The following is a 24632-nucleotide window of genomic DNA, read 5'->3' on the forward strand; positions in this document are numbered from 1 at the left end:
AAAGTTAACGACCATTCGGATAAATCTGAAAACGCCGTGTCCCTGCTTTAGTTTGTGGAAATTGCTCTAAGTATTCTGGATGCTGTTTCAATAAAGCTTTACTGTTTAAGCCGATTGAATCTTGTGCTTTCTTCCACGTCACTGATCCCTCCATAAATACTACTCGTTCGGCATCTTTCATCAGAATTTGTATCCGATGTTTCAGCTCATCAAATAGTTGTTGATGGGTTTCAATCTTACGTTTTTCCGCCAGTAATTCTCGAAACAGGGTATTCGCTACATTATTATTGGTTAGGTCTTCAGTCAGTAGCGGAGTCTGCTCAGGATAAAGTGCTTGTAAGGCTTTGGCTGCTGACTCGGATGCATCCACGGCTGGAGGAATGTCATTTTCCACACATTGCCAGAAATGCCGTTCCGCATGAATGATGTGTTCAATCACACTCTCGCTTCGTGTCACTTTATAGATTCGGGTTTCATGCCCACAAAACAGTACACAAACATGAGCTGCCTGTTTACCTGTCACAGCCAATTGATGTTGTACCTGACACAATACGTAAAGTGGTACACCATCTCGCCAGAGTTTGGAACCATACTCACCAACGGTTTTGCACTCCAGCACCTGTACTTCATCAGAACCTACAATGGCATAATCAAGATTAGCCAGCATAAAGGCTTTGTCTTCATCAGGATGCTGCAACACCGCATTGACTCGACGAACTTTATTGTTGGTATGCATGCTGTAGTATTCAGCAACTAAGGGTTCTAATTGTTTGCCCCAGTACAGTGGCGCATAGCCTGTGCTTTCATCTTCAATATTTTGTTGCATCCGACCTGTTTTGATCATCCACAGTTCTAGCATCGACATGTGTGGGTTCAATCCACAAGCTGTTGCGGCATCACTGCTACCAATGCCCTGCTTACGGATGTGTAGCCATTGTTCACGGCTCATCTGCTTCGTTTCAGCCAATCGTTTGGCTTTGTTACCACGTCGGCTATGACGTGAATAAGTTTTTGATCCAGCAAGTGGCCCTATAAAAGATTGCTGTTGGTGGGTTATTGCTTGTCCCATAATCTGCTCCTACATTTTTAAAGGCATAAAAAAACCACATCCGAAGATGTGGCAAGAGGAAAAGTTAAATTGAGTTTTGAGCGAAGGTCATCGATAAACTTAGGCTAATTACGTCGGCTTAAATCAAACTGAAGAATATGATGATCTATTCGATAGCCAACCTTGATTTCTTCAGGGGTAGCCAATCGAATAAAGTCAGTGTGATAGATGTGCCGATATCCATCTAAAGCTACATATTGAGGATGAGGGGTTTCATCGACTGTTCTCACCACCATGTCCTTGATTGGGTAACGTAAAACCACCAAATTCCCAATTTTAAATGGGTTATTAAAACAATGATTTGTCATAACATCATCTGCTTGTACTTAAGACACCATGCGTAAAGCTTGTTCCAATCCACGTTGTTTAATGTTGGCTCCGGCACCGAACCATGCTGAATCCATACGGTGATCAGTGGAAATGGCTCGGCGCTCGTGATCTACAAATTCGGTGATACTGCATAACAAACCATAAGCCGTATCTTTAGCTGAAGCCAGCTCTGCCCCACGTCCATGTCCGTTAAACATGGTCATGACTTTAGACATGGCACGGGCATTCGGTTCAGTCTTATTGTCATTACTCGGAGTAAATGGATTGAAGTTACTGTTACGGTTAAAACGAATAATATTGTCTTGATAAGCTGGATTACTGTTGGCATTAAACACCTGATCAAAGAAAGCTGCTGCTTCCTGCTGTGTCACTTTTCGTTGTGCCAGTTGTTTCATTTCATACATGTGTTCATCCCATGCACGAACGGAAATGCCGAGTTGTTGTTTGATTTTGTCTGCATCAAACTTGGTACTATGCGGAACTTTCACGACACCAGAACTACTGTTCTGACCTTTCAAGGCAATGGCTAAGGTGTTATTACACACCACACGAATCGAAGTAAATTGTGCTGTGGTCGCCAATGTGCCATCACAAGCTGTTGCCAATAGAATATAGCCATTGCTGACATCTTTGCCTTTTAATGCAGTTGATTGCCCTGTTTTAGCCAATGCCCAGAATTTCTTTCCGCCTTTGAGTACCCCTGCTGTTTCCAATTCAAAGCCTGATTGTTCCGTGAGGTCTCGGTAAAATTCTAGAATCTGTTTGGGCTGGACTTCCTGATATCGTTGACTCACCACCGATAACGGTGCATGTGTATCAGAACGATACAGAACACGTTGTTCAGAGAAAGGCATGATGATGTTTTGCCCTCGTTCATTTTCTGCCATATAGCTGACATCGGATGATTCGATTCGCCAGTCCATACCCGCCTGTTGTGCCCAAACTTCAATAGGCTGGTTTTGAGTAAGTTGGTTGCCTAAGCCATGCCATGGGGTTTGACCAACATAAGCCATTGTTTCTATTTGATGTGCCATTTTTTAACCTCTACTTTGACAAATGTATTCATTTCCGAAATAAAAAAGCCTGCTATCAAAACAGGCCAGATTGGTATACAGATTGTAGTTCTGTAATAGTTATCGATTAGATAATGTAGATCTGAAAAAATTTAGAACTTTGTACCTCTTATTTGATGTTTAGGGACTAGATTACATCCCCTGTTCGAAGTATGGTTAGCAGTACTATTCTAAGTATTACTAATTACAAACTGGGGATGTAACAAATTGGATTTACAAAGAAAAAAACTTGCCGTTTTAATTGATGCAGATAACTCTTCAGTCAACTCTATTGATCTGATTCTCGAAGAAATTGCCAAATATGGAATAGCAAGTGTTAAACGAGTATATGGTGACTGGAGCAGTGAAACCCTCAATAAATGGCGTGATATTTTATTGCCACATGCCATTACACCTGTTCAACAATTTGCCTATACCGTTGGTAAAGATGCAACGGATATGGGGCTCATTATTGATGCAATGGATTTACTCTATAGTGGTGCTCTAGATGGATTTTGCATTATTTCCAGCGACAGTGACTTTACACCACTCGCGTCACGTATCCGGGAAAGTGGATTAGTTGTCTATGGTGTAGGCCGAAAACAAACTCCCGAGGCATTCCGCAAAGCATGTGACAAATTTATCTATGTTGAAAATCTGATTGAAGAAGATAAAACCTCTACTGAAAATAAGAGTCACACTGAAACCAAAGACTCTGCCAAAGAACCGGTAATCAAACCATCAGAAAAAGAAACGGCTCTGAACATTGATAGAACAACATTGAATCTGATTTATAAAGCGGTTAAAGATAATTCTGATGAAAGTGGATGGGCAAACCTCTCTGTTGTTGGGCAATATATCAATATGGTTCGCCCGGACTTCGATTCACGTAATTATGGACGTGCCAAATTATCTGGCTTGATTAAAATGCTCAATCTATTTGAAACCAAAATAGAAGGTAGCCAAATGTATCTGAAGAAAGCAAAAAATAATAAGCAAACGGGTCAAGTATGCTAATGATCTCAACTCAAGGATTGAATTATTCTATATTGGGCCGATCTGTGCTGTGCTTTTTAGATCATTAGGCTTTAACCAAGTGTATAACCGTTCGATTATCCACTTGGTCATTTTTAGCAACTCTTAAAGCCATATCTACCTTGTTCATACGACAAGGCAAAATGATGCTCACATTCCAAACATTGATATAAGGTTTGTGGTAATGGTGATTCTTTTAGAGTTGAATCAGGTGTCTGTTCATGAACATGATTTAATAGGCAGGCTGCACAGCCAATCGCTCCTCCGACCAAAGCGCCAATCACAAAAATAATGGGGCGTTGTCCCCGAATCATACGAGCACCGGATGCTCCCATTGCGGCATAGTTCACCACATAGTGCAGAAGACTTTGCATCGGTGGTTTAGGGAATGGCCTTCGCTGCGTGGTGGTTTTAGTTGGATTATGTTGATCAACAATTGTAACTTCATCACTACCACAGATCGGGCAACAAATTCTGGACATGGGGTCCTCCTTAAATAATGGGCATAAAAAAACTCCATAGGCTTTAGAGCCTATGGAGTGATAATCAACACGGAATTTAACTGAACCTTTGAAGTATCTAAAATGGGAATGGCTTAAATCAGAACAAAAAGTTCTTATTGAATATCAATACTTTTGATAAAATTAAGAACCTATTTTATTTATTGAAATTAAATTATTAAGGTGCTATAAAACAGTTAGAACAAACTATTTTAAACTGTATACACTTATAAAATCGAAATGTCATTTGTTTGGAAGGTCCAAGATTTTCAGGCCTGTGGCCTTCACCGCCCATCATTTTATCAAACAATAAAATGATGGTTTTTTTTATCAAAGCCTTTCTTATCGTCTAAAGCGAACATTTATCTAATACCTGATAAAATAGGCATAATCGCTAAAATATTTTTACTACTCACTTTATTTAAAAGAGTAAGTTACATTTCCCCGATCTGTCTCAATGTCCACTTTCACGACTGAATCGTAAGAACAATATAGATAGAGATTCTTTGCTTGCCCAATCTGTAGCTGAATTGGAAATTCGATAGGGCGATAAAAGAAACTTGCATAACGGCATTGACAATCATTTACTGCAACACTATTAATTGTGATTGGTTCTGATTCTAATGACCGAATGGTAAGTTGTGGTTGCCCCGAAGTATTGTGAGGCACACTAAGATGAACCTCCATTGAAGGTGGTTGAGTCTGATCACATCCCGATAAAACCAACGATGAAATCATTAAAACTGGCAACATAAATTTCGTAAATGTACCCATGATAATTTTCCTTTTATAAATGTTTCTTCAGTTGACCTGTACAAACCATGCTTGCGTTGCAAGGTTGTACATCTCTCTTAGAAGTAATATGTATTTAAATTTTCTTTATTTTTTATATTTTTAACATGCTCTTCCTGACTAGACACAACCTGTCAACCCACCTCAATACACTCGACTAAACACAGTTAATAATGATTACAACATCATCATGGGGTCAATATGAAAGGCATTGTTCTTGATTTTTCTGTCCAAACCAATACTGGAATTATTTCAGGTGAAGATACGAAGCGTTACCACTTCATTGGTTCAGAATGGAAAGAAACCACATCACCACAACGTGGTCAAATAGTCGACTACGACATTAATGAACAAGGACAGGCAGTTGCAATTTATTTTGAGATAAAGGCAACCTCTACCTTTTCAACTCAAACTACAGAGCAATCATCAAAAAATGAAGATGAGTACAACCCATTTGATTGGTTTGCTAAAGGCTTAAAAAATTATGCTAACTTCAATGGACGCGCAAGACGAAAAGAGTTCTGGTTTTTTAATTTAGGGGTTGTCCTTTGTAATATGTTTGCCATGATTTTAGATGCGATCTTCGGAACAGAATTTTTATTTTATGCCTTAGTTTACTTGGCTACTGTAATACCAACACTTGCTGTAAGTAGCCGTCGATTACATGATATTGGGAAATCAGGTTGGTGGTATTTAATTAGCTTAACCATCATTGGTATATTCTTGCTGATCTACTGGTGGGCAAGTGAAGGTTCTTCGAATCGCAACCAATATGGTGAGCCTGCCAAATAAGAAGTTCATGCCCTTTCTATACGAAAGGGTAGTTTTCATTTTTATATCAAATAATACGCATCATAAATATAAAGCTTTATCTTAGGTTATACCATGACTCAATTCTTGAGCATGAATCGCATTAAATATCATCCAATAGAAAATAAATTTACTATCCTGTTCTTAAGCTTGTTCCACCTATTACAACTTAATGCTCGATGAATCCGAAGATTCAAGGGATCAGGGTGATTGGATGGACGGTTTTGAATTTTTGGGTAAAGATAAAGAAATTTTTTGCATTATTTAATCTACTCACTTTTATCTAATTCACTTAACTGCTTACAGGCAATCAGGTTAAGTTCTATAAACTCACCCCACGTATATTGTCTTTTAAAATGTTGCTCATAATAGGTATCTACCCGACAGACGTCAGGACGTTGTTCATAGATAGTACACAAATGTGTACCTGTATCATGATGACGGCAAATGCCGTCACCACGATCAAGATAGATTGTCAATTCTGACAGAGTAACATGTCGGCAACATGCTCCACATTGGGTACATGGGAATGACTTTTGCACTTAGAACTCAATTGATTCAACTTTGGGGTCATTCATTGCTTGTATAATTTTCTCAGCTTCTTTTAATGGAGAAGCTTTAACAATGGTAGTAATGCTCTCCATTGCTAAATTAACCAAATCCATATTTCCAGATTCAATACCTTTATCTAAACGTTCGAACATTTCATCAATTGAATGACGTCTTTCCTTAAAAGTTTCAGCTAAATATGCTTTTAGAAACTCTGTTTGCTGTTCAATTTTTCCAACATTAACATCTCGCCAAGCCTGTATTGCTTCTCGCTTTGTTGTTTCAGTCTGCACAGTCATCTTATATTCATGATGCGCATCAACAAGCATCTTAAAGGACTGAAAAGCCATATCTGGTGATGGTTTTGGAATAACTGTGACATTTTTTAAATTTTTAGCAGCTTTCATAAGTTCTTGTTTAGCCATTATATATCCCTCCTTAAATTTTTAGAAATCCTTGACAGGTATGTCTGATATTTTTAATAGGAGATCCTTCTTCATCTATAATTCTACAATCCAATAAATCTTTTAAGATTTTAGTATTTACAATCATTTGTTTAAATGCTTGTGGGTCTGAATCGTCATTAACCTTCATAACCTCAAATCTTTGAACCAATTCATTTAATGTATCAGTAACTTCATCTACATTTTGTCGGATCCCTATTAAGGCAACACCTAACATATCTAATTCTGCAACAGCTTTATCAACTTGCGCTGCATAATCTACAGCTTTAGTCAAGGCTTCTTCAGCTTTACTTGCTAACATAAAGCCACCTATTGCCAAAGCAGGACCAGCTACAATACCTCCAAGCGCAATCATTCCACCAGCCATTCCAAAACCACCACTAGCAATAGAACCGCCACCAAGCCAAGCCAAAGTTGCATTTGTTGCTGCGACACCTGAAAGCCCTGAAATAGCTGTACCTGTTGAAGCTGATGCTAAGAATCCAACACTACTGTAAGCCCCTAAACCTGCTAATGCTCCTCCTGTTGTTCCAGCTAATAACCCTGCTTCAAGTCGTAATGAGTTAAGAACCATTGCTTCCATTTCTTTAAGTTCATCTATAGAAATAGAGGATTCAAAATTTTCTAGTTTCCCACTAGCCTCTTTAGATTTTTTTATGACATCAATTGTGTGTTTAATTTGGTGAGTAAAAATATTTAACTTAAGACGTCCTAATTCCTCTAATGCACTATTCGTTTTGTCCTTTTCTTCCTCTAATTCATAAAGTGCTAAGTTATATTTACTCTCTGCCTCATTTCCTATTTCTTTGGCTTCTTTTAGGCTGCCTACGGCTTTAGCTCCTTTAAAAACTCCCGTGGCTCCAAGTGCAGCAGCAGCACCCCATAAAATTACTGGTAATGGCATGATTTTTTCCTCTTTCAATATAGATTTAAGCTTTTATGTTGATTAATGGATATTCGAACTCATTAAAATAAAATTTAATAAAACAGTATTTTTAATTAACTAAAATTCAAATACCCTCTCAATTCCCCTTCCAATTCCTCCTGCAATTCAACAGGATTTACAATCTTTACATGTGGAATCCAATAACGAACTAAAGGTAAAATTTGCTGGTAATGGCTAATTTGACTAGAAATTAATAATCCACCATCTTCCAACTGCTTAATCACCTGCTGCTCGGGTAGCAATGCACGTTGTAAAAAATGCATCGCAACCTCAGCTTGAACAGTTAAAATGACTTCTGTTTTTTCTAAACCGAACCAAATACTGTCTTCATTGTCTAAGTGTTGTAATACATTCGCATCATGCTCAAAGATATGGTCTTGAGATATGCTGATATTGCTAATGCGACTTAACCGATACGTTTTGAGTTCTTCTTGCTCAGTAGCTGCTAAATACCAACTACCATGATGATGAATCACCCGATATGGCAGAACATTTCTGCTCACATTTTTATAAAGAAACTGAATTTGTTTTCTTTGCTGTATAGCAGTATTTAACTGTTTAAAATGTTCTGTAAAAAGTGATGTATCCTCGTAGGAATAACCTTTGGCGATATAAGTCGGTGCCTTATTTTGATCCAATATCCCTCGTAAAAAAGGAACATTCAATTTAGGATATAGTTTGTGCACACCAGATATCTGTGCAAAATGAATAATATCTTGCACACCATAATTACCTAAAGCCATCGGGTTTAAATAAACTCGTTTAGTCACTTCATCCCGCACCAGTGGTAATTCTGTAATTTCCAAACGCTCAAAATCACGCTGTATGGTACGTGGGTGGGTCTTAAATTCTTGCGCCAACTCATGTACGCTCAGTTTTTCACCTGAGTTTAATTTAACAATAATTTTAACTAACCGTTCTGCCAATCGCTCATGTGTTGAAAGGCTGCCTTCCATATTTACCCCTATCCCATCTCACTTCATTTTGTTGTTAGATTTTTGATGACGTCCGTTCCATTTTGATTTTAGAAAGTTCGGGGATCATCTTTTATATAAAAGTATCTAACATGTACTATTTTCACCCATCACATTGACAGGTCATGTCACTTTTTCAACTTTTTTGAATCTTTTTTCAAAACAAATAGCTGTTATTTCTAAAAAAATATCAACTACATCTTTATTCACTCCATTTGTACTCAATTTGAGTAATTTAGTCAATGTATCATAAATAAGTGGCATGACTAGAAGCATTCACACAGATGAGATGGTTGCGCTTCGAAATTGGCTTAGAAACCAGCGAAAAGCACAAAAGATGACTATGCGTACTTTAGCTGAACGCATGGAAAGACCACATTCGTTTGTACAACGGGTCGAAGAAGGTGACCGTCGTTTAGATTTAGTCGAATATGTTTGGTATTGCTCTGCTTTAGGCGTTAACCCACAAACAGGATTAGACTTAGTTATAAAAAGTACGTCATTCACGCATTCCTAAAATAGATATCCCATTAATCTACACAACTCATTAGACAGGTTGTGTCTTTGATAAAATTTTTTCATCACGACATATCCTGTCCTCAGCATTATTTATTCTTCATCCATTACCATTGGAATAGAAGAATATGCAAAAACAGTTATATCGAATTTTTATTATTGTAGGGTGTGTACTCACCACAACATTATCTGGTTGTAAATTGCCAATTCCCTCTGAAGTTAGTGAAGCTTTAGCCAATTTTGGGGCTCGCTTTTCGATACGAGCAATTATTGAAAAATGGGATAAAAGTCAAAATAACGAACTACCGTTTAAGCTAAAATCAGGTGAGTTTTATGAAAAAGTCAAAACTCAACAAGATGAATTTTACGTAGTACATCGTTTAAACAACGTAACTGAACACTATTCACTTGATGGAAAATTAAGATGGTCAAGTGCTACCCCTGGAACACCTCTACCGAACCTCGAAGAAGAAGTTTCAGCCTTGAACTGGAATGATGCTCCCCCCTCTAATCTTGATGTTAACCAACTCTACCCGGAGTTAAATTTTCCAGATTTCAGTGCTCCTGGTTATCGAAAATATACCGACCCTGAATTATTAAGACAGATCGATACTGAATATCATGCCGGCATAAATTTAAGCTCAACCCCCAAAGACCACGGGTTAAAACCAATTTCATCTGCACCCAAAATAATCAAAGGAATATCCACATTCATGCATGATAATGGCCCTAAATTCGTCAATCAGGCATTTGGTCGGCCCAATGTGTCCGATGTAGCTCTTTCATTTGATGGTTGGCTAGAGTTGAATGAAAATAAAATACTTTACCGAGCTGTTATCGATTCCGCTCGCTTTCAATGTACGTGGTATCAGGCTGTAGTAGATACTTTAACTGGGCAGTTAATCTATGAAGAGTTTATGCCTTGCTTTGCGGCAGGCGAAGAAAATTTAGATGCAATCTAAAACATAAGCCATAAGACTATCAGGGGATAGTCTTATGGCTTTATCTATTTTTATAATCTACTTAAATTCAACACCCCATACTCCACTTATGAAATGCATGCGTGAATAGTAGTTTTTACCGCCATACACTACCCATTAGAATGTTTTTAATTCACCAATAAAATGTAATTAACTTAATTTAAAACAAATAGTTAAAAATAAGTGTCCACATGATTCCACATACACCTATTTGCATCAATTAACAGAGTTTGATAGCGTTTTACTTGACTTACAAATAGACTCAAAAAATGGAAGAACTGATCTCTGACCGACTTATCGAACAAATAGATCGATATGAAAAAAATGTTCTTGATTCTTTTTACTACACGTCCAATAAGTTCAATCAACTTAAATTCGAAGAAATAACTTCCCCTACTGAATTCGATAATGGGAATCGATACGATAAAATACTTAAAGTTATACCCAGCTGTCCTCCATTGGACTACACCTACCTTCGGGATGAATTGCTGAAGAATCCATTTCAAATAGCATCAGTTGAAAGCACTTATATTTTTTGTCTATGTAAAGATGCCCGTTCAAAAATACATTCATCTTCCTTGATAGAAGCCAATAACATCATACAACTCATTCAAAAAGTTCATGAAACAACGCATAACATCATTAAAGCAGGCATAGAATACACTGCTATTTCTCCCAATATGACATTTTGTATTGATGAAGAGGAAACTGAACAATCGACTTATCAAGATAAGCTTTATTACCTCCCCCATTTTAAAATCCATTTTCTTCAAGCTTTACTAGATGTTAGTCCTGATGATTTCATTGACCGTAAAACCACTCTCACGAATATACGACAAGAGATAGAATCTATTCTACCAGACTACTACAAACAGATTCTCTATAACGAACTTAAAGAGCGCGTTCTAAAAAGTGGAGACAAATGGAAATCTGTTAGCTTTGCAGCGACACAGCTTGAAAACAAAATAAATGAAAAAATATCTGAGCTGATTGACTCTAATAAAGATCATTTCACAAAAGGAAGGAAAAAACTGATTGAGTTTTATCGTAAAATGATCGAACGTTTAAATACAGAAATAAACGATAATATCTGGCTCCAACAAAATACTAAAGATATTTCAAATGCTCAGATCAAAATAGATAAATTAACCAAAATATTATCAATAGAAGAAGAACTTTGCAACAATATAGATAATTTAAAGTTCTTAAGAAAAAAAGGTTACAGTATCAGAACACTCGAAGAATGGATAAGACAAAATATATCAAAACCTGAATGGGAAAGATTATTTGAAAAATAATAAATTTAATATACAAAATATTACACCATTATTTTAAAAGTAGACTCTTCTCAAAAATCCTATCTTCCTTTCATAACCGCCATTTATCTTAATTGATGAGCTATTGATTGTACTAATTCCATCTACAGCTACAATCAATTTTTTCATAAATTTAATATTAATAAAAAGTCAATATCCATATATTACTTTTTTAAACAATTGTGTGTTTTACTAAAAAATCAATATGTATTTGATTTATCATAAATTATATAAAAATACTACAACCACACAAACCTCCAACATTTTTGTTTTCTTCGCAAAAGAATAGTTCTACGCTACCTACTGAGTTAAAAAGATGAGGGGAAATGACTTGCCTTATTAAGGAAAAATTTTCCTTATTTCTTTGCCGTGAAAGTAAATACCTCAAGAGGAGAAACATTAATTCCGATCAAAACCAACAAACTCTAAGTGTTCGCATCATTTTGAAGAGATTTTTATTAAAAATAATCGCTACAGAAGTGATTTTTTAATAAAAAGGAGAAGATAAATATAGGAATTAAAATCTTATTATTAATTATTAATTATTTAAATTAAATACCAATGGTTATCTAATTAATAATAGATTTATGCGTAATTATTTAATTAACAATCTGAGTGTTATTGCTCAACAAATAACACCAGATAAATAAATATTTATTTAGAGAAATATAGACCATGGTAATCAGAAAAAGGAGACCAAACAAAATAAGAGAACCGGTTATTCCGCATCATTTGCTTGCAGCAATGATACGAGAGAGTCAGCTTATCCTGTCACCCACAGATGATGACACCACCCTGATTTTCAGTGATTACCGGATTGACTACATGTTGTTGTGTGGACAAATGGTTGGAGCCATCAAGAGAAATAGATCACCACCAGTAAAGATTATATCAATTGACGAACCCAGCCCCAAAATCATTTTGAAATACTCGAAATGGTTTAAGCCCTATGTCCCATTCTTTGACATGCTCATCGAATGTGACATATCGGACTTTAAGGATTTTGAGGTCTGTGATGAGATTCAGGCTTTTTTTGAAGCAAAAGATAAACTGCAAACCCAGTATCCACAATTGATCGGTCTCTATGAGGGGGTTTTTACATTAGGGAAGGAAACTTACCTAAAACATAGAATCCAACCGCTCAATCAGTTTATCAAGTTGATTCGTGAAGTTTTAAATAGCCCGAAACATAGGTCTGCAATTGCGAAACGAGAACGAAAAAGTAGAGACGAGTTTCGTTCATTAAAAGAATGGATAGATGCTCACTTTGAAGTGTATAGCAAATTACTGGTCATTCGGATTGATCTGGCATTAAAGCCACCGCAATCCAGTCTGATCAATAACAACTTGGTTGATTTTAACAACATCTTTCATTCTCAGCACAACCTGAGCTACCTCAAGAACAGAGTCAAGAGAATTAGACACAACAAAAGCAACAACAAACTGCTCCAGAAGATTGTTGGCTTTGCATATAAGTTCGAACACGGTGTTCGCAAAGCGATGCACGTGCATGCCATGTTTCTGGTTAACGGCCAGTCCCATGAGCGCGATGAGTATTATGCAAATGAAATCAGCAAGTACTGGATCAAACTAACCCACGGTCTAGGATGTACTTACAACTGCAACCGTGAAAAAAAACAGTATGTAAATTTGGGAATAGGTCCAATGGAATACCACGATATTGAAAAGCGCACGAACCTGCTGATTTGTTTGCAATACATGAGCAAATCAGCTCAGTTCTTTATGTTTAAACCTCTTGCAGAAGTCGCTTATCGAGCAATCCAAAAATCAAAAGCTCCACAAAAGCGATCTAAAGCCGGACGTCCACGTAAACATCCTAATCCAGACATTGTACTGCCTAAAACCAAGAAGTGCAGTAAGAAAGGAGGTAAAAAATGAATCTGCTCAATAAATACGGGCAAGCAATGGCATCCCAAAATGTAAGGATAATGCTACAAGAATCCGTACCAAGATTACCACTACCTATTGACTCACCAACTCCTTCAATTGGTGATTTCTATGCCTATTGCGATTACTTTGCAAAATGCAATACAACCGGAGTAATCAAATACGACCATTACTATGGATATCATCCTAAGGCCAGTTTAACAAAACTCGGCAAGAATATTCATGAGTCCGTGATGTTCGCTTTGTACTCACCCATTGCTTCTTTACATATTCAAGGGCTTATATTGCTGTCACCACTCAGTAGTATTGTTCTACGCAAGATTCAAGAACATGCTCTACCTCAAATCAATTTATATGATCCAACAGCGGAGCCTCGGTTCAATAATTTTATTGCCGATATCCACTATACTGTGATGCAAGGCAATATCCGAAAACAACAGAGAAATTGGGAGACTCGCCAAAAGGTTGCGATTTCTGATTTCAAACTTTGGCTCATGTCCGTATTTAAACAAAGTCCAGGTTTCTTTATCGAAACATATGACATAAAAGAACCTGATGAGATGCATCCAAAATCACCCAAAGATAGTCTTCTTTTTGAAACCCACATTAAGTCCATCGTAAAAGAACACAAATGTCGGCCAGAAGTATTATCAATCATTTCAAAATGGACCATCATGCCGTCTGGTCAGTTAATTTTGAAAATTTTTGTTTTGGTTGAGTGCAACGATTCTGATCACTTATTTAGTGAGCCCAATCAACCATCTGGAAAGCTATATATCCCCCAAAAGAATCAAGGCTTCGTTATTATTGAGCGAGTTCCTTTACCCGAGCAAATTCAACCCAATTTCTTTCATCATGATGCACCCAACTTCGGCAATCATATGCAACGCTTGGAATCTTATTTGTGCCATACGGATTATTACCTAAGAATAGGTGACATGAAACCAACAATGAAAGTCCTTTATACCCGCAATGATGAAAAATTACCTGGCATGCATAAGGAGCGTTCAAAATGATCGAAAAACGTTATCGCGTAAAAGAGCTAGTCAATTACCCTGAACGTCCTGCCAAGGACTATATTGATCGTAGTGGCCGTAGACGTCGTCTTTCTCATAAACCAGCGAGTAAGGGCTTACTGAATATTGCAGAGTCAACTTTTTGGAAAATGATTCGCCGTGGTGACTTCCCCCAACCCATCTATTTAACAGCAAGTATGCCCACTTGGACTGAAAGCCAAATCCAAGGTTGGCTTGAAGCAAAGAATCCTAAAGCAGCATAAAGTAAAACAGCCTGTCTATGACGGGCTGTTTTTAAATAGTGAATTAAATTTTAGATAAACATAAGTTAAATTAAGATTTTCTTAATGCAACAGAACCATAAACGTAATTAATATTTGAAATTAACTATATTTTTTTAAGCATTCTGTATAAGAGCGCATGGCATATTTTTCAATAGCATTCTTTTTTAATTCATCATTTGTATACTCAGGAAATATATAATAGGCATACTGTACAATTCTAAAAACCAACTCGTTATTTTCTCTTTTTGAAGTAGATAACTTTTCTGGTGCTGTTTGTAATTTCTTTATCGTAACTTTATATTCAACCCCACTCTGCCTATAAGATTGAGCGTTATAAGCTATTTTTTTCACTATTTCACAGTATGATTCTGGTTCTACTATGGTGGACTCAGAATAACTAGAATTATTCATATAAACAAGACTTAAACATAATACTATTTTTTTCATTTTCATCCGTATGCACTCCAATCAGGCTCTTTTTCAACAAGTTTCTTGAACTCATATTTTGTTAATTCAATCTTGTTTGATGTATTAGTTAAACTAATGATCAAGTTTTTATTTGAATTGGTTAAAAATGAATACAGAACAGGTAAAAATTTTCCATGAGTGACAGTTAACTCCTTCAAGTTTAGATCAGATATTGTTCCTACGATGTAATCAGGTATCCTTATTAGTTCATCAAAATCTTTATTAACTTTCTTTAAAAAATCAATTTGATATATTTTCTGAGGTCTTAATCGGTAAAGATCAGTTCTTATCATGTCAAAAACAAATGGATAAAAAAGGGAATTTTCTGAATAACTCAAAATATCATCTGTATCAGAGCACCATAAAATCTTACATTCAACTTGAGTTGAATCAACAATCAACTTACTTACACTTGAAATCAGAGATGATACTATTTGAGACTGCTTAAAGATTCTTATTTTTGGTTGTCCGTTCAACAGTTTTAAAACCCGGTTAATGTTCCCAATATTCATCTTAGGATTTGGTTGGACAACAGCATAGTTTATGTGATTACCGTAATGTACTTTCACCCCCTCAAAATACCTTTTAAAATATTCTTTTTCATTAATATTTTCATTTTTATAGTAATTTAAATTTTCATCAACTATTAAAGATATATGAAATGCTGGAAGCCATTCAATGAATTTTATAAATGATATATACTTTTCATTTATATATGTTTTTTTAATATCCAAATTTGTTTTCAGCTTACTGAGGTTACAAATAGTTTGTATCCATCTATAGTCTGAGAAAGGAATAATTGTAGCAGTAATAACAGGTTTCTTAGGAAATCTGGGTTTAAAGCTATAATCACTGAATATCATCCAATAGCAATGCTTACGATTTTGCTGTAAAAAAGCAGGAAAATTCTCAGTTTCTAAATATGCATCAACTAAATACTGTGGAATATTTGATATATAGCTCTCATTTTTTAAATCTATCATTTTAAAAAACCCTTATTCAGATTAATCCCACAAAAGACTATTAAAACATCTTTATCGTTCTGACTACTTTCCTCAATTTCACTTTATCTATTTGGAAAATTACTCTATAGCTTTATGAATATGCATCATTATTTAACATAATAAGCGTTTATATAGAATACATAGAGCCAATTAGTAACCAATTGGCTTCAATTTAGACTTCTTTATAATATTCTGCCAAGTAATTTAGTCAAAAGATCATCACTCTTCTAGCTTTTAGTCACTGTGTTCAAGCAATGATCCCAAATAATCTGCCCATTCCTGCATCATCTCACGACGGTTGTTCAAGAATTTTGTGCGATTATAAGCTGTACCATTATTGTCTTTCACCTTATGGGCCAACTGATGCTCAATGAAATCCACACGTTGCTCCAGAATTTCATCTAGCATTGTTCGTGCCGTTGCTCTCAAACCATGAGCCGTTTGCTTTCCACCATAACCTAGCCGTTTAAGCGCCGTATTCACCGTATTATCTGAAAGAACTGTTTTCCCATCTCGCCCGACAAAAATGTATTCACTGTTCGGGTATAGATCAATAATCGATTCAATTAACTCAAAAGCTTGATCAGACAAAGGAACTATATGCAACTGCCCTGTCTTACTCGCTGTAAATTTAAAACAGCGCTCATCTGGGTAATAATATTCCTTTTTAAGTCGACGTATCTCTCCAGGTCTTTGAAATGTCAGAACTGATATCTTCAAAGCCACTTGTGTCGTAATCAAACACCGTTCATGGGTTTTTGAATAATTCCAGATTTTAACCAGCATCGGAGCTAGGTCTTGTTCTTCTGTTACTGCTGCGAAGTTTCCCCTTTGAGGATTCGGTAATTCAATATCCTCAACTGGGTTGTACTGAACCAACTTCTTTTTACGAGCTGATTTAAAAATTTGATTTAAATCTGACTTTAAACGCTTCGCAACAGATAAAGCACCACGATCGATAATACGTTGAAAAATTTTAACCTCAAGCACTTCTAGCGTCAGTTGCGGAAAAGTCATATCTCCAATATAAGGTAATACATCGTGATTTAAACGACGGATAGTCTCTTCATCCTGCTTACCCTCTAGCTCTCTTTTTTTGAGCCAATCTGCACTCACCACCCGAAAAGTATTTTCAAGTTCTTTGTGCTTTTGACTCTTAGTTTCAAGCCGTACCATTGCAGGATCAAGCCCTTGCTTTATTAACTTTTTATATTCATCACGGATACGACGCGCATTCTCAAGAGTGACTTCAGGATAGGTGCCCAAGGACAAATCATTGCGCTTACCAATATAAGGTCGAGTATAGTTAAAGATCCAGTACTTACTGCCATTCGTATCAATACGCAAATAAAGATTACCACCATCTGGAAGCTTATACATCTTCTCAGAATTGGGTTGGGCTTTTTTAACCTGTAAAGCCGTTAGTTTATTGATTCCACGTGTAGTCATAACGTACAAACAAAAAAAATGCAGTAAGAAAATATCTTACTGCATTTTTTACTACTTTATAACTGCTCATTCACATCGTGTGTCATGAACTGTCATATCGTATATTTCCAACTTTAACCTTATAAATCAAATATTTATATAGCGTTAAACAGTGTCAGAAATATGAATATGGCGGAAGCGGTGAGATTCGAACTCACGGAGGACTCACACCCTCGTCGGTTTTCAAGACCGGTGCATTAAACCGCTCTGCCACGCTTCCAACGAGCGCTATAATATAAACAAAAATGCAAGTTGGCAAATCTTTTATTTAATTTTTAATTCAAACGCTCAAAATAAAAACAAATCTATCTAAATTTCATCATTTTTAGGTTTTTCATAGCGAATTGCATTGATATACCACAGCTTTTTGCCCAAAGGCGTGTGTACTTCTACTTCATCATCGACTTCTTTACTCAAGAGTGCACGTGCCATAGGTGACTCAATTGAAATATGCTGAGGATGGTGATCATAAATTTCATCTACCCCGACGATTCGTAAAGTTTTTTGCTCCCCTTCTTCATTTTCAATGTCGACCCAAGCACCAAAGTAAACTTTGCCTTCTTGCTCAGGTGAGTAATCAACAATTTTCAACTCTTCTAAACGCTTTCCTAAGTAGCGTACTCGTCGATCAATTTTTCTAAGGAGCTGCTTGTTATATTGATAATCTGCATTCTCACTACGGTCACCGAGGCTTGCAGCCCAATTTACTTTTTTCGTAATTTCTGGTCTTTCTTCATGCCAAAGTTGTTTTAATTCAGCAACTAATTTGTCATGGCCTGACCGAGTGATTAAGTTAGATTTCATGATTAAAAACCACTGATTAACAACATAAGGGTTACAAGATGTAGCATTTTATACCCTATTTTCTCACATCAGAAGTGTATAAATTTTCTTCCTTAATAAATTCATGTTGTTATGATGATATATCGGATATTTAATTGTACAAAATTTGACAATACTTTTTATCAATATTATGATGCGCGCATCTTAAATGTTGAGTATTTTTTAACCCACTCAAAAACTATGTAGATTTTCTACACAGTTTGCTTTTTTCATTTCATGTCATTTTGAATGACGTCATGACTGCCCACCCCTTATTGAATTTATCAACTTTTAGAAGTTATGGCAGCTTTTTGTCTGACTTTTAGGGCATAAATTACCTGTAGCGGAGACAACATGCACAGTAATTCAAGTTCTGGGTCGAGGCTTGGCCTTAGCTCTTTATTTTCTTCTCTCCCATTGAAAGTTCTTGCGCTCAGCACTATGTTTTTTCCCTTTCATAGTATCAATGCAGGAAAAACCCTACAGTACAATACTGTAGTTAACACAAACACATTAACAGTGGTTGCTGTAGAAAGCCCAACGACTGTTTTTAAAGAAGACCAGTTTTTACACGGCTTCGGTTATGACTTAGCGCGTAACTATGCACAAAGCTTAAATGTAAAGTTGGACTTCAAAATCGTGACAGATAATGCCACGGCGCTTAAGTGGGTTCAGCAAGGTAAAGCAAATCTTGCCATGACAACCGCAAGCTTAAGTTCAATCGAGAACAAAGGTTTAATGTCTTTTTCTGCAAGTTGTGGTGATATCGTAAATTTGCAAAAAAATGGATTAAATCCGAATCTAAGCTGGGTGTTTAAACAAGCAGATGACCCGCTTACACAAACAGCAAGCGGTTTTGTTTGTCAAAGCAAACAAAATGGCCTAACTCAGCAACTTGCTTCTTTTTATAACCGTAATGTTGTAAAACCAGAAGCTTGGTCTACGATTCAACGTGACTTAAGTGCACGTATACCGATTTACAAAGCAAGCTTTAAACAAAGTGCTGCTCAGTACGATTTAGACTGGCATTTGCTTGCAGCGATTGGTTATCAAGAATCGTACCTAAAGCCAGAGTCTGTTTCACCAACAGGTGTCCGTGGGTTAATGATGTTAACCAATAGTACAGCTCGGGCAATGGGTGTAAGTAACCGTAATGATCCAGCACAGAGTATTCAGGGCGGTGCGAAATATTATGATCTCATGTTAAGTGAGTATGATGATATTCCTTTCCCAGATCGCAACTGGTATGCACTTGTAGCTTACAATATGGGACCGGGTGCGGTGAACCAGATTCAAAAGCGCTTGCAAGCCCAAGGGAAAGACCCAAACCAATGGGTTAATCTCTATAATTATTTGCAGAGTAATAAAACTCGCAATGGTCGATACAAACAAGCGGTTCAGTATGTGACTCGTATACGTGCTTATCTTGAGCACATTAAAACGGCACAAACGCGAATTAATATCTAGTTTTTATCATCTAAAAGTTGATAAATTCATTGTTTGTATAAATAAAAAGCTTACCTCTCGGGTAAGCTTTTTATATGAATTCTTTTTTAGTTTAAGCGGTTTGCTCTAATACTTTTTTGAACAAATCTTTTTGTTCTTGGCTTGGTTTAGCTGTTTGTAAAGCCATTAACTGAGACATATCGCCTTGAACTTTTATTTTACCAGTCATGAATGCCTGCATAGCAGCTGCCATATCAAACTCTAGGAATACTTTACGTAAAGTTTCAGCATCCATGTTTAATGTAGTTTTGGCATTTGAAGACAAACCTTTTTGGATTTTACCCCCATCTAACGCTAATTCGGTATTTCCAGAAGCATCTGTAACTACTAAATTAATTGCCAAATTCGCAAGAGCTGGTGGCAAATTAAGATCACCTGCTTCAGCAGTTAATTTTTCGACAGTCGCAAACCAATCATCAGTTAAAAATGCAGGCATGATTCTTCCTCAAATTTATTTGTTCAATTTCTCTAGTGTTGCCTATCCAGACAACATCGTGTGAAGCACTTCTGCTTGAGCGTTGTTATAGCATGTAATTTTAAGGTTGAGCTATGACTTTTTGTACGGAACATTCATTTTTTAGTATTTTGATACATTAAAGGCACTTGTTTATAAAGTGCCTTCAATTGACTTATTAATTCGTTTTATTCAGCAGCAAAGCTTAAGTTCACTACATCTAAACGTTTTTTCAGTTCTTCCGGATCTTTAAAGTCTAATTCGCGCTGCGAGTCAAGAACTTCGAAATCGAACAAATCACGGTCAGCAAGTTGTGAAGGTGAAACGTTCTGTAACGCACCAAAAATGCTGTGTAAACGTTTTGGATACTGTTTGTCCCATTCACGAAGCATTTCATTGATCATGGCACGTTGTAAGTTCTCTTGTGAACCACAAAGGTTACACGGAATAATCGGGAACTTACGTAACTCTGCATATTTGATAATGTCCTTTTCTTCAACATAAGCCAAAGGACGAATCAAAATATTTTTCTTATCCGATGATAAAAGCTTAGGTGGCATTGCCTTTAAGCTACCGCCATGGAATAAGTTCAAGAAGAAAGTAGCAATGATGTCATCACGGTGATGCCCTAGTGCAACTTTGGTTGCACCAATTTCTTGAGCAAAGCCATAAAGCGAACCACGGCGTAAACGTGAACACACAGCACAGTACGTTTTACCTTCAGGAGTTAAACGTTTGGTAATGCTGTAAGTGTCTTTTTCCAAAATGTAATACGGAATGTTATTTTCTTCCATATAACGTGGTAAGACATCTTCAGGGAAACCAGGCTGCTTTTGGTCAAGGTTAACCGCAACAATATCAAAATTGATTGGTGCAATACGTTTGAACTGCAACAAAATGTCGAGCAAGGTATAACTGTCTTTACCACCAGACACACACACCATGACCTTGTCACCATCTTCAATCATATTGAAGTCACGGATGGCATGTCCAACTTGACGGCGAAGCTTCTTAAGCAAACGATAATAGGCCGAGCTTGTTGGAAGTTCAGGCTTAAAATTAAATCCTTCGTTGGACTCAACTGGCGCGTACATAGACGAGATATACCCATAAATAAAAATACCGCGCAATTTTATATGATTCGGATGAGAATCGCATCAAAAGAATAGTTTCAATTCTTGAAGTCTTCATAATGCTCAGGCATGATGCAAAAGCAGTGCGCTATTTTGACCGATGAGTTCATTTTTTGCGCAAAATGCTTACTTTTTGGACTTTTCCACAGTTTTCCACAAAACCTGTGGATAAAATTGTGGATTTCTTAATACTTGACAAACTGTTTTGACCTTCTGTTAAGGGTTTTATTTAAATTGATCATTTTTTAACCAATGATTTTTTCCCTTATTTTTCAAATAGTTATTCAAGTCAATAGAATCATTTTAAAAATTTTTTTTAATTTTTTTTGATGATCATTCGAGCAAAACTGCTTGATTTTTTCAAAGAGTCAAAATAAAAAAAATTACACAAAACTTCTTTAAGTAATATTTTTTGATAAACTCTTTGACAAGTTTTGAGACCCTAAAATTGTGAATAACATAAAATGAAAAATTCGGTTCAATATCTTTTTTCTTGTTTACTGGGGATGACCACTTTTTCGGTAGGTATAACGCCGACTTCAGCAGGTCAGATGTACATTTACCAAGACAAAAACGGCAGTACTTTACTGACTAACCGTAAAAGTTATGACCATTCACTCAAAAAAGTAAAAGTCACCTACTACCCGGATAGTAATATTCATAGTTATAGCAACTGGGGGACTTCAGAGGCTTCGGTTCTACCAAGCTATAGCAAAAACAAAAATGCTTTTGACCATATTATTAAGCAGGCAGCACAACAGCACGGCGTTTCGGAAGGATTAATCAAAGCCGTTATGCATACCGAGTCTGGCTTTAACGTAAATGCCCGCTCTCCGGTTGGCGCCCAAGGTTTAATGCAGCTTATGCCGGCTACTGCTCGTCGTTTTAACGTATCTAACGCTTATGATCCTCAGCAAAATATCTTCGCTGGTGCTAAATATTTAAGTTGGTTGCTCAAACGTTTTAACGGTAATACGCAAATGGCCCTTGCCGCTTATAATGCAGGAGAAGGAAACGTCGATAAATATGGCGGTATTCCGCCATTCCGTGAAACCCAAGATTATGTTCGCCGAGTCACTAGCCGCTACCAAAACTTATATTCTTCTGGTGTAGGCCTTTCTTCTTTTAGCAATTCGAGTATTTCTGCCCAAGCGATAAACCAGCCAGCCATACCGCACAGTACTTCGACGCAAGTCTCTGCTCAGCCTATAAAGTATTCTTCCTCGCGCCAAATCGTGACATTGCCAGATGGTACATATACAGACGCACCTACGGGAACTTATGTCACCAATAATGCAACTGCTATTGCACATATCCGGATTGAGTAAGCTTAAAAGGCCTCATACCTTACGGTTATTTATTTAGCGGGTTCTATTGTCAAAAAATTGTAATGATCTATTACCCCCACTGTCGTGTTCAGAGGGGCCTTCTAATAACTTGTTTAATTTAAATACATTCTTCGATCGCAAAGAATGTATTGATTCCTTATTTTTTTCTTGAATTTTTCCCCTAAGCGCCGCATATTAGCTGAGTGATTTATAATTTATAAATCAGATAATATTTTATTTATAAGAGGATTTTCTCAATGATGCGGATTGGTTTGTTTTTGCTTACCAACCTCGCGGTACTGGTTGTAGCTGGCATTATTTTGTCACTCTTCGGTGTCGGTAGTTACCATGGCGCGGGTGGCTTAAATCTAGGCAACCTTTTAGTCATCTGTTTTGTGTTCGGTATGGTGGGCTCTTTAGTCTCTCTATTCATGTCCAAATGGATGGCTAAGAAAACTACTGGTACAGAACTGATTGACCCAAATGCTCCTCGTAACCAAGCTGAAAGCTGGTTATTGCAAACAGTCGCTGAACTTTCTCAACGTGCTGGTATTAATATGCCAGAAGTTGGTATCTTCCCTTCATATCAGTCTAATGCCTTTGCAACAGGCTGGAATAAAAATGATGCCTTAGTTGCCGTTTCAAGCGGTCTACTTGAGCGTATGAACAAAGATGAGCTACGTGCTGTACTCGCGCACGAGATCGGCCACGTTGCAAATGGTGACATGGTTACACTCGCACTCATTCAAGGTGTTGTAAACGCCTTCGTTATGTTCTTTGCTCGTGTAGTAGGTGACTTTATTGACCGTAATGTCTTTGGTCGTCAAGACAATGAAGCCCCAGGTATGGGTTATTTCATCATTACAATGGTTCTAGATATCGTGTTTGGTATTCTTGCCTCTGCCATTGTGATGTGGTTCTCTCGTTACCGTGAATACCGTGCAGATGAAGCCGGTGCGCGTTTAGCTGGTAAACAAGCGATGATTTCTGCTTTATTACGTTTGCAAGCTGAAACAGAGTTACCTGACCAAATGCCAAAAGAAATGAAAGCGTTCGCAATTGCGGAAGGTAAAGAACAAGGCTTTAGTTTAGCTGCATTGTTCCAAACTCACCCTACAATTGAACAACGTGTGGCAGCTCTACACCAATTAGATTGCCCATAAAACATTTAATTTAAAAATAAAGCCTCCAAATGGAGGCTTTATTTTTTTGATTACATGGTTTGATAAAGTCCCCAAAGGTAACTTGCACCCCACCACACAGCTAAGCCAATTAATAGCAGTACAAACGCACCTAATAAATCGGGTATGTGCAACCATAACCAACTCACAACAGGGTTACGCCAGAATGCCGACTGTTGTTGCTTCTTTTCGAGCTTTTCATGTAAATACGGATGAATGACATGAATATCACTCTGAATCGCATATTCTTCAAGTATATGCGTATGCACCACATCTAATGCTTTTCGACTGGGACGTATAAAAATATCGAAAATAGTCCCTGCAACTGGAACAAAACCGACTACGGCATCGACTACAGCAAGTTTAATCACTGGAGTGAGCTTATGCTGAGGCACACCTATTTGTTTAGCCTTATAAATGGCATAACACGTCAGTGCGAACCCAGCGACATCACCGGCAATTGGAATAGTACTTAAGGCAGCATCAGCGCCAATACCCTGCTTTGTAAAAGGAATACGGACCGCACTATCCATCATGGTTGCGAACTTGGCAAGATCCCGTTCTAGTGCGATAACCTGCTGCTGTGTTAATTTTTTTTCTTGAGGCATCAAAATCAAATATAAGAAGAAAAGTTAATCTTAATATACTTGATTTGATGCCCGTTTTTA

At 37.0% G+C, this 24632-nt stretch carries 27 protein-coding genes and 1 tRNA gene; 11 read left to right on the top strand and 17 right to left on the bottom strand.

Annotated features, from left to right (window positions below):
- Window positions 1-4: 4 nt before the first annotated feature.
- The 3 genes from EGS71_RS08385 to EGS71_RS08395 form a co-directional block, all read right to left on the bottom strand.
- Window positions 5-1069, bottom strand: coding sequence for a YqaJ viral recombinase family protein (locus tag EGS71_RS08385; protein ID WP_002010837.1), 1065 nt, complete (start codon window positions 1067-1069; stop codon window positions 5-7).
- 104 nt (window positions 1070-1173) lie between these two features.
- Entirely contained in the window at window positions 1174-1416 is a 243-nt protein-coding gene (locus tag EGS71_RS08390) for a hypothetical protein (RefSeq protein WP_002010767.1), read from the bottom strand.
- Window positions 1417-1434: 18 nt separating this feature from the next.
- Window positions 1435-2472: a DUF932 domain-containing protein gene (locus EGS71_RS08395; RefSeq protein WP_002010631.1), complete on the bottom strand. Its 1038-nt coding sequence runs from the start codon at window positions 2470-2472 to the stop codon at window positions 1435-1437.
- Window positions 2473-2718: 246 nt separating this feature from the next.
- On the opposite strand from EGS71_RS08395, the gene EGS71_RS08400 reads away from it, so the two are divergent.
- Window positions 2719-3507 carry an NYN domain-containing protein gene (locus tag EGS71_RS08400; RefSeq protein ID WP_002010697.1) on the top strand — a complete coding sequence of 263 codons (789 nt, stop codon included), beginning with the start codon at window positions 2719-2721 and terminating at the stop codon, window positions 3505-3507.
- A gap of 113 nt (window positions 3508-3620) precedes the next feature.
- On the opposite strand, the gene EGS71_RS08405 is transcribed toward EGS71_RS08400, so the two are convergent.
- Together EGS71_RS08405 and EGS71_RS08410 are read right to left on the bottom strand one after the other, a co-directional pair.
- On the bottom strand, window positions 3621-4007 hold the full coding sequence (locus EGS71_RS08405) for a hypothetical protein (RefSeq protein WP_002011022.1): 387 nt from the start codon (window positions 4005-4007) through the stop codon (window positions 3621-3623).
- A 435-nt stretch (window positions 4008-4442) separates the two neighbouring features.
- Window positions 4443-4799 carry a hypothetical protein gene (locus EGS71_RS08410; protein ID WP_002010938.1) on the bottom strand — a complete coding sequence of 119 codons (357 nt, stop codon included), beginning with the start codon at window positions 4797-4799 and terminating at the stop codon, window positions 4443-4445.
- Between the two features lie 219 nt (window positions 4800-5018).
- On the opposite strand from EGS71_RS08410, the gene EGS71_RS08415 reads away from it, so the two are divergent.
- Window positions 5019-5609: a DUF805 domain-containing protein gene (locus EGS71_RS08415; protein WP_002010846.1), complete on the top strand. Its 591-nt coding sequence runs from the start codon at window positions 5019-5021 to the stop codon at window positions 5607-5609.
- A 287-nt stretch (window positions 5610-5896) separates the two neighbouring features.
- Here EGS71_RS08415 and EGS71_RS08420 read toward each other — a convergent pair whose 3' ends face one another.
- The 4 genes from EGS71_RS08420 to EGS71_RS08435 all read right to left on the bottom strand — a co-directional run bounded on the left by EGS71_RS08420 (window position 5897) and on the right by EGS71_RS08435 (window position 8542).
- Window positions 5897-6169: a YkgJ family cysteine cluster protein gene (locus EGS71_RS08420; protein ID WP_001172372.1), complete on the bottom strand. Its 273-nt coding sequence runs from the start codon at window positions 6167-6169 to the stop codon at window positions 5897-5899.
- Window positions 6170-6601 (bottom strand): hypothetical protein, encoded by a 432-nt coding sequence (locus EGS71_RS08425; RefSeq protein WP_002010756.1) that lies wholly within the window; start codon window positions 6599-6601, stop codon window positions 6170-6172.
- A 13-nt stretch (window positions 6602-6614) separates the two neighbouring features.
- A complete protein-coding gene (locus EGS71_RS08430; protein ID WP_001130890.1) occupies window positions 6615-7544 on the bottom strand; it encodes a hypothetical protein in 930 nt (309 codons plus the stop codon).
- A 95-nt stretch (window positions 7545-7639) separates the two neighbouring features.
- A complete protein-coding gene (locus EGS71_RS08435) occupies window positions 7640-8542 on the bottom strand; it encodes a helix-turn-helix transcriptional regulator (protein ID WP_002010660.1) in 903 nt (300 codons plus the stop codon).
- Between the two features lie 280 nt (window positions 8543-8822).
- On the opposite strand from EGS71_RS08435, the gene EGS71_RS08440 reads away from it, so the two are divergent.
- The 6 genes from EGS71_RS08440 (at window position 8823) to EGS71_RS08465 (ending at window position 14559) form a co-directional block, all read left to right on the top strand.
- Window positions 8823-9077, top strand: coding sequence for a helix-turn-helix domain-containing protein (locus tag EGS71_RS08440; RefSeq protein WP_000198572.1), 255 nt, complete (start codon window positions 8823-8825; stop codon window positions 9075-9077).
- A 127-nt stretch (window positions 9078-9204) separates the two neighbouring features.
- On the top strand, window positions 9205-10038 hold the full coding sequence (locus tag EGS71_RS08445; RefSeq protein WP_002011005.1) for a hypothetical protein: 834 nt from the start codon (window positions 9205-9207) through the stop codon (window positions 10036-10038).
- Between the two features lie 287 nt (window positions 10039-10325).
- The gene (locus EGS71_RS08450; RefSeq protein WP_002010765.1) at window positions 10326-11354 is read left to right on the top strand and encodes a hypothetical protein; all 1029 of its coding nucleotides are present in this window, start codon (window positions 10326-10328) and stop codon (window positions 11352-11354) included.
- Between the two features lie 693 nt (window positions 11355-12047).
- Window positions 12048-13271 (top strand): YagK/YfjJ domain-containing protein, encoded by a 1224-nt coding sequence (locus EGS71_RS08455; protein WP_002010550.1) that lies wholly within the window; start codon window positions 12048-12050, stop codon window positions 13269-13271.
- Window positions 13268-14296 carry a hypothetical protein gene (locus EGS71_RS08460; protein WP_002010798.1) on the top strand — a complete coding sequence of 343 codons (1029 nt, stop codon included), beginning with the start codon at window positions 13268-13270 and terminating at the stop codon, window positions 14294-14296. The genes EGS71_RS08455 and EGS71_RS08460 overlap by 4 nt, the downstream gene beginning before the upstream one ends.
- Window positions 14293-14559, top strand: a complete 267-nt coding sequence (locus EGS71_RS08465) for a helix-turn-helix transcriptional regulator (protein WP_002010738.1) — start codon at window positions 14293-14295, stop codon at window positions 14557-14559. The genes EGS71_RS08460 and EGS71_RS08465 overlap by 4 nt, the downstream gene beginning before the upstream one ends.
- Window positions 14560-14679: 120 nt before the next feature.
- Here EGS71_RS08465 and EGS71_RS08470 read toward each other — a convergent pair whose 3' ends face one another.
- The 5 genes from EGS71_RS08470 to greB form a co-directional block, all read right to left on the bottom strand.
- Window positions 14680-15033, bottom strand: coding sequence for a hypothetical protein (locus EGS71_RS08470; RefSeq protein ID WP_000782440.1), 354 nt, complete (start codon window positions 15031-15033; stop codon window positions 14680-14682).
- Window positions 15030-16031 carry a hypothetical protein gene (locus EGS71_RS08475; RefSeq protein WP_002011020.1) on the bottom strand — a complete coding sequence of 334 codons (1002 nt, stop codon included), beginning with the start codon at window positions 16029-16031 and terminating at the stop codon, window positions 15030-15032. Before EGS71_RS08475 ends, EGS71_RS08470 begins: the two co-directional genes overlap by 4 nt.
- A gap of 255 nt (window positions 16032-16286) precedes the next feature.
- Window positions 16287-17501, bottom strand: a complete 1215-nt coding sequence (locus EGS71_RS08480; RefSeq protein ID WP_002010657.1) for a tyrosine-type recombinase/integrase — start codon at window positions 17499-17501, stop codon at window positions 16287-16289.
- A gap of 169 nt (window positions 17502-17670) precedes the next feature.
- Window positions 17671-17760 (bottom strand) — tRNA-Ser (locus EGS71_RS08485).
- Window positions 17761-17849: 89 nt separating this feature from the next.
- Window positions 17850-18344 carry a transcription elongation factor GreB gene (greB, locus tag EGS71_RS08490; protein WP_000841361.1) on the bottom strand — a complete coding sequence of 165 codons (495 nt, stop codon included), beginning with the start codon at window positions 18342-18344 and terminating at the stop codon, window positions 17850-17852.
- Between the two features lie 372 nt (window positions 18345-18716).
- Here greB and EGS71_RS08495 point away from each other — a divergent pair, with 372 nt between their 5' ends.
- Complete coding sequence (locus EGS71_RS08495) at window positions 18717-19829, top strand: transglycosylase SLT domain-containing protein (RefSeq protein WP_001984613.1); 1113 nt, start codon at window positions 18717-18719, stop codon at window positions 19827-19829.
- 91 nt (window positions 19830-19920) lie between these two features.
- Here EGS71_RS08495 and EGS71_RS08500 read toward each other — a convergent pair whose 3' ends face one another.
- The gene (locus EGS71_RS08500) at window positions 19921-20304 is read right to left on the bottom strand and encodes an SCP2 sterol-binding domain-containing protein (protein ID WP_001110719.1); all 384 of its coding nucleotides are present in this window, start codon (window positions 20302-20304) and stop codon (window positions 19921-19923) included.
- Window positions 20305-20510: 206 nt separating this feature from the next.
- Window positions 20511-21416 carry a tRNA 2-thiocytidine(32) synthetase TtcA gene (gene ttcA / locus EGS71_RS08505; protein WP_000271249.1) on the bottom strand — a complete coding sequence of 302 codons (906 nt, stop codon included), beginning with the start codon at window positions 21414-21416 and terminating at the stop codon, window positions 20511-20513.
- Window positions 21417-21919: 503 nt separating this feature from the next.
- Between ttcA and EGS71_RS08515 the strand changes: the two genes are divergently transcribed.
- Window positions 21920-22783 (top strand): lytic transglycosylase domain-containing protein, encoded by an 864-nt coding sequence (locus tag EGS71_RS08515; RefSeq protein WP_000798650.1) that lies wholly within the window; start codon window positions 21920-21922, stop codon window positions 22781-22783.
- Between the two features lie 257 nt (window positions 22784-23040).
- Complete coding sequence (htpX, locus tag EGS71_RS08520) at window positions 23041-23946, top strand: protease HtpX (RefSeq protein WP_000984535.1); 906 nt, start codon at window positions 23041-23043, stop codon at window positions 23944-23946.
- 50 nt (window positions 23947-23996) lie between these two features.
- Here htpX and EGS71_RS08525 read toward each other — a convergent pair whose 3' ends face one another.
- Window positions 23997-24572 (bottom strand): DUF4112 domain-containing protein, encoded by a 576-nt coding sequence (locus tag EGS71_RS08525; RefSeq protein ID WP_001135452.1) that lies wholly within the window; start codon window positions 24570-24572, stop codon window positions 23997-23999.
- Between the last annotated feature and the right edge of the window lie 60 nt (window positions 24573-24632).

The sequence above is a fragment of the Acinetobacter sp. FDAARGOS_559 genome, from assembly GCF_003940475.1.
Taxonomy (GTDB): domain Bacteria; phylum Pseudomonadota; class Gammaproteobacteria; order Pseudomonadales; family Moraxellaceae; genus Acinetobacter; species Acinetobacter baumannii.

Excerpts from the sequence above, each read along its gene's own strand:
- EGS71_RS08385 (WP_002010837.1), bottom strand. The coding sequence starts at position 1,069 with ATGGGACAAGCAATAACCCACCAACAGCAATCTTTTATAGGGCCACTT.
- EGS71_RS08390 (WP_002010767.1), bottom strand. The coding sequence starts at position 1,416 with ATGACAAATCATTGTTTTAATAACCCATTTAAAATTGGGAATTTGGTG.
- EGS71_RS08395 (WP_002010631.1), bottom strand. The coding sequence starts at position 2,472 with ATGGCACATCAAATAGAAACAATGGCTTATGTTGGTCAAACCCCATGG.
- EGS71_RS08405 (WP_002011022.1), bottom strand. The coding sequence starts at position 4,007 with ATGTCCAGAATTTGTTGCCCGATCTGTGGTAGTGATGAAGTTACAATT.
- EGS71_RS08410 (WP_002010938.1), bottom strand. The coding sequence starts at position 4,799 with ATGGGTACATTTACGAAATTTATGTTGCCAGTTTTAATGATTTCATCG.
- EGS71_RS08415 (WP_002010846.1), top strand. The coding sequence starts at position 5,019 with ATGAAAGGCATTGTTCTTGATTTTTCTGTCCAAACCAATACTGGAATT.
- EGS71_RS08425 (WP_002010756.1), bottom strand. The coding sequence starts at position 6,601 with ATGGCTAAACAAGAACTTATGAAAGCTGCTAAAAATTTAAAAAATGTC.
- EGS71_RS08430 (WP_001130890.1), bottom strand. The coding sequence starts at position 7,544 with ATGCCATTACCAGTAATTTTATGGGGTGCTGCTGCTGCACTTGGAGCC.
- EGS71_RS08435 (WP_002010660.1), bottom strand. The coding sequence starts at position 8,542 with ATGGAAGGCAGCCTTTCAACACATGAGCGATTGGCAGAACGGTTAGTT.
- EGS71_RS08440 (WP_000198572.1), top strand. The coding sequence starts at position 8,823 with ATGACTAGAAGCATTCACACAGATGAGATGGTTGCGCTTCGAAATTGG.
- EGS71_RS08445 (WP_002011005.1), top strand. The coding sequence starts at position 9,205 with ATGCAAAAACAGTTATATCGAATTTTTATTATTGTAGGGTGTGTACTC.
- EGS71_RS08450 (WP_002010765.1), top strand. The coding sequence starts at position 10,326 with ATGGAAGAACTGATCTCTGACCGACTTATCGAACAAATAGATCGATAT.
- EGS71_RS08455 (WP_002010550.1), top strand. The coding sequence starts at position 12,048 with ATGGTAATCAGAAAAAGGAGACCAAACAAAATAAGAGAACCGGTTATT.
- EGS71_RS08460 (WP_002010798.1), top strand. The coding sequence starts at position 13,268 with ATGAATCTGCTCAATAAATACGGGCAAGCAATGGCATCCCAAAATGTA.
- EGS71_RS08465 (WP_002010738.1), top strand. The coding sequence starts at position 14,293 with ATGATCGAAAAACGTTATCGCGTAAAAGAGCTAGTCAATTACCCTGAA.
- EGS71_RS08470 (WP_000782440.1), bottom strand. The coding sequence starts at position 15,033 with ATGAAAATGAAAAAAATAGTATTATGTTTAAGTCTTGTTTATATGAAT.
- EGS71_RS08475 (WP_002011020.1), bottom strand. The coding sequence starts at position 16,031 with ATGATAGATTTAAAAAATGAGAGCTATATATCAAATATTCCACAGTAT.
- EGS71_RS08480 (WP_002010657.1), bottom strand. The coding sequence starts at position 17,501 with ATGACTACACGTGGAATCAATAAACTAACGGCTTTACAGGTTAAAAAA.
- greB (WP_000841361.1), bottom strand. The coding sequence starts at position 18,344 with ATGAAATCTAACTTAATCACTCGGTCAGGCCATGACAAATTAGTTGCT.
- EGS71_RS08495 (WP_001984613.1), top strand. The coding sequence starts at position 18,717 with ATGCACAGTAATTCAAGTTCTGGGTCGAGGCTTGGCCTTAGCTCTTTA.
- EGS71_RS08500 (WP_001110719.1), bottom strand. The coding sequence starts at position 20,304 with ATGCCTGCATTTTTAACTGATGATTGGTTTGCGACTGTCGAAAAATTA.
- ttcA (WP_000271249.1), bottom strand. The coding sequence starts at position 21,416 with ATGTACGCGCCAGTTGAGTCCAACGAAGGATTTAATTTTAAGCCTGAA.
- EGS71_RS08515 (WP_000798650.1), top strand. The coding sequence starts at position 21,920 with ATGAAAAATTCGGTTCAATATCTTTTTTCTTGTTTACTGGGGATGACC.
- htpX (WP_000984535.1), top strand. The coding sequence starts at position 23,041 with ATGATGCGGATTGGTTTGTTTTTGCTTACCAACCTCGCGGTACTGGTT.
- EGS71_RS08525 (WP_001135452.1), bottom strand. The coding sequence starts at position 24,572 with ATGCCTCAAGAAAAAAAATTAACACAGCAGCAGGTTATCGCACTAGAA.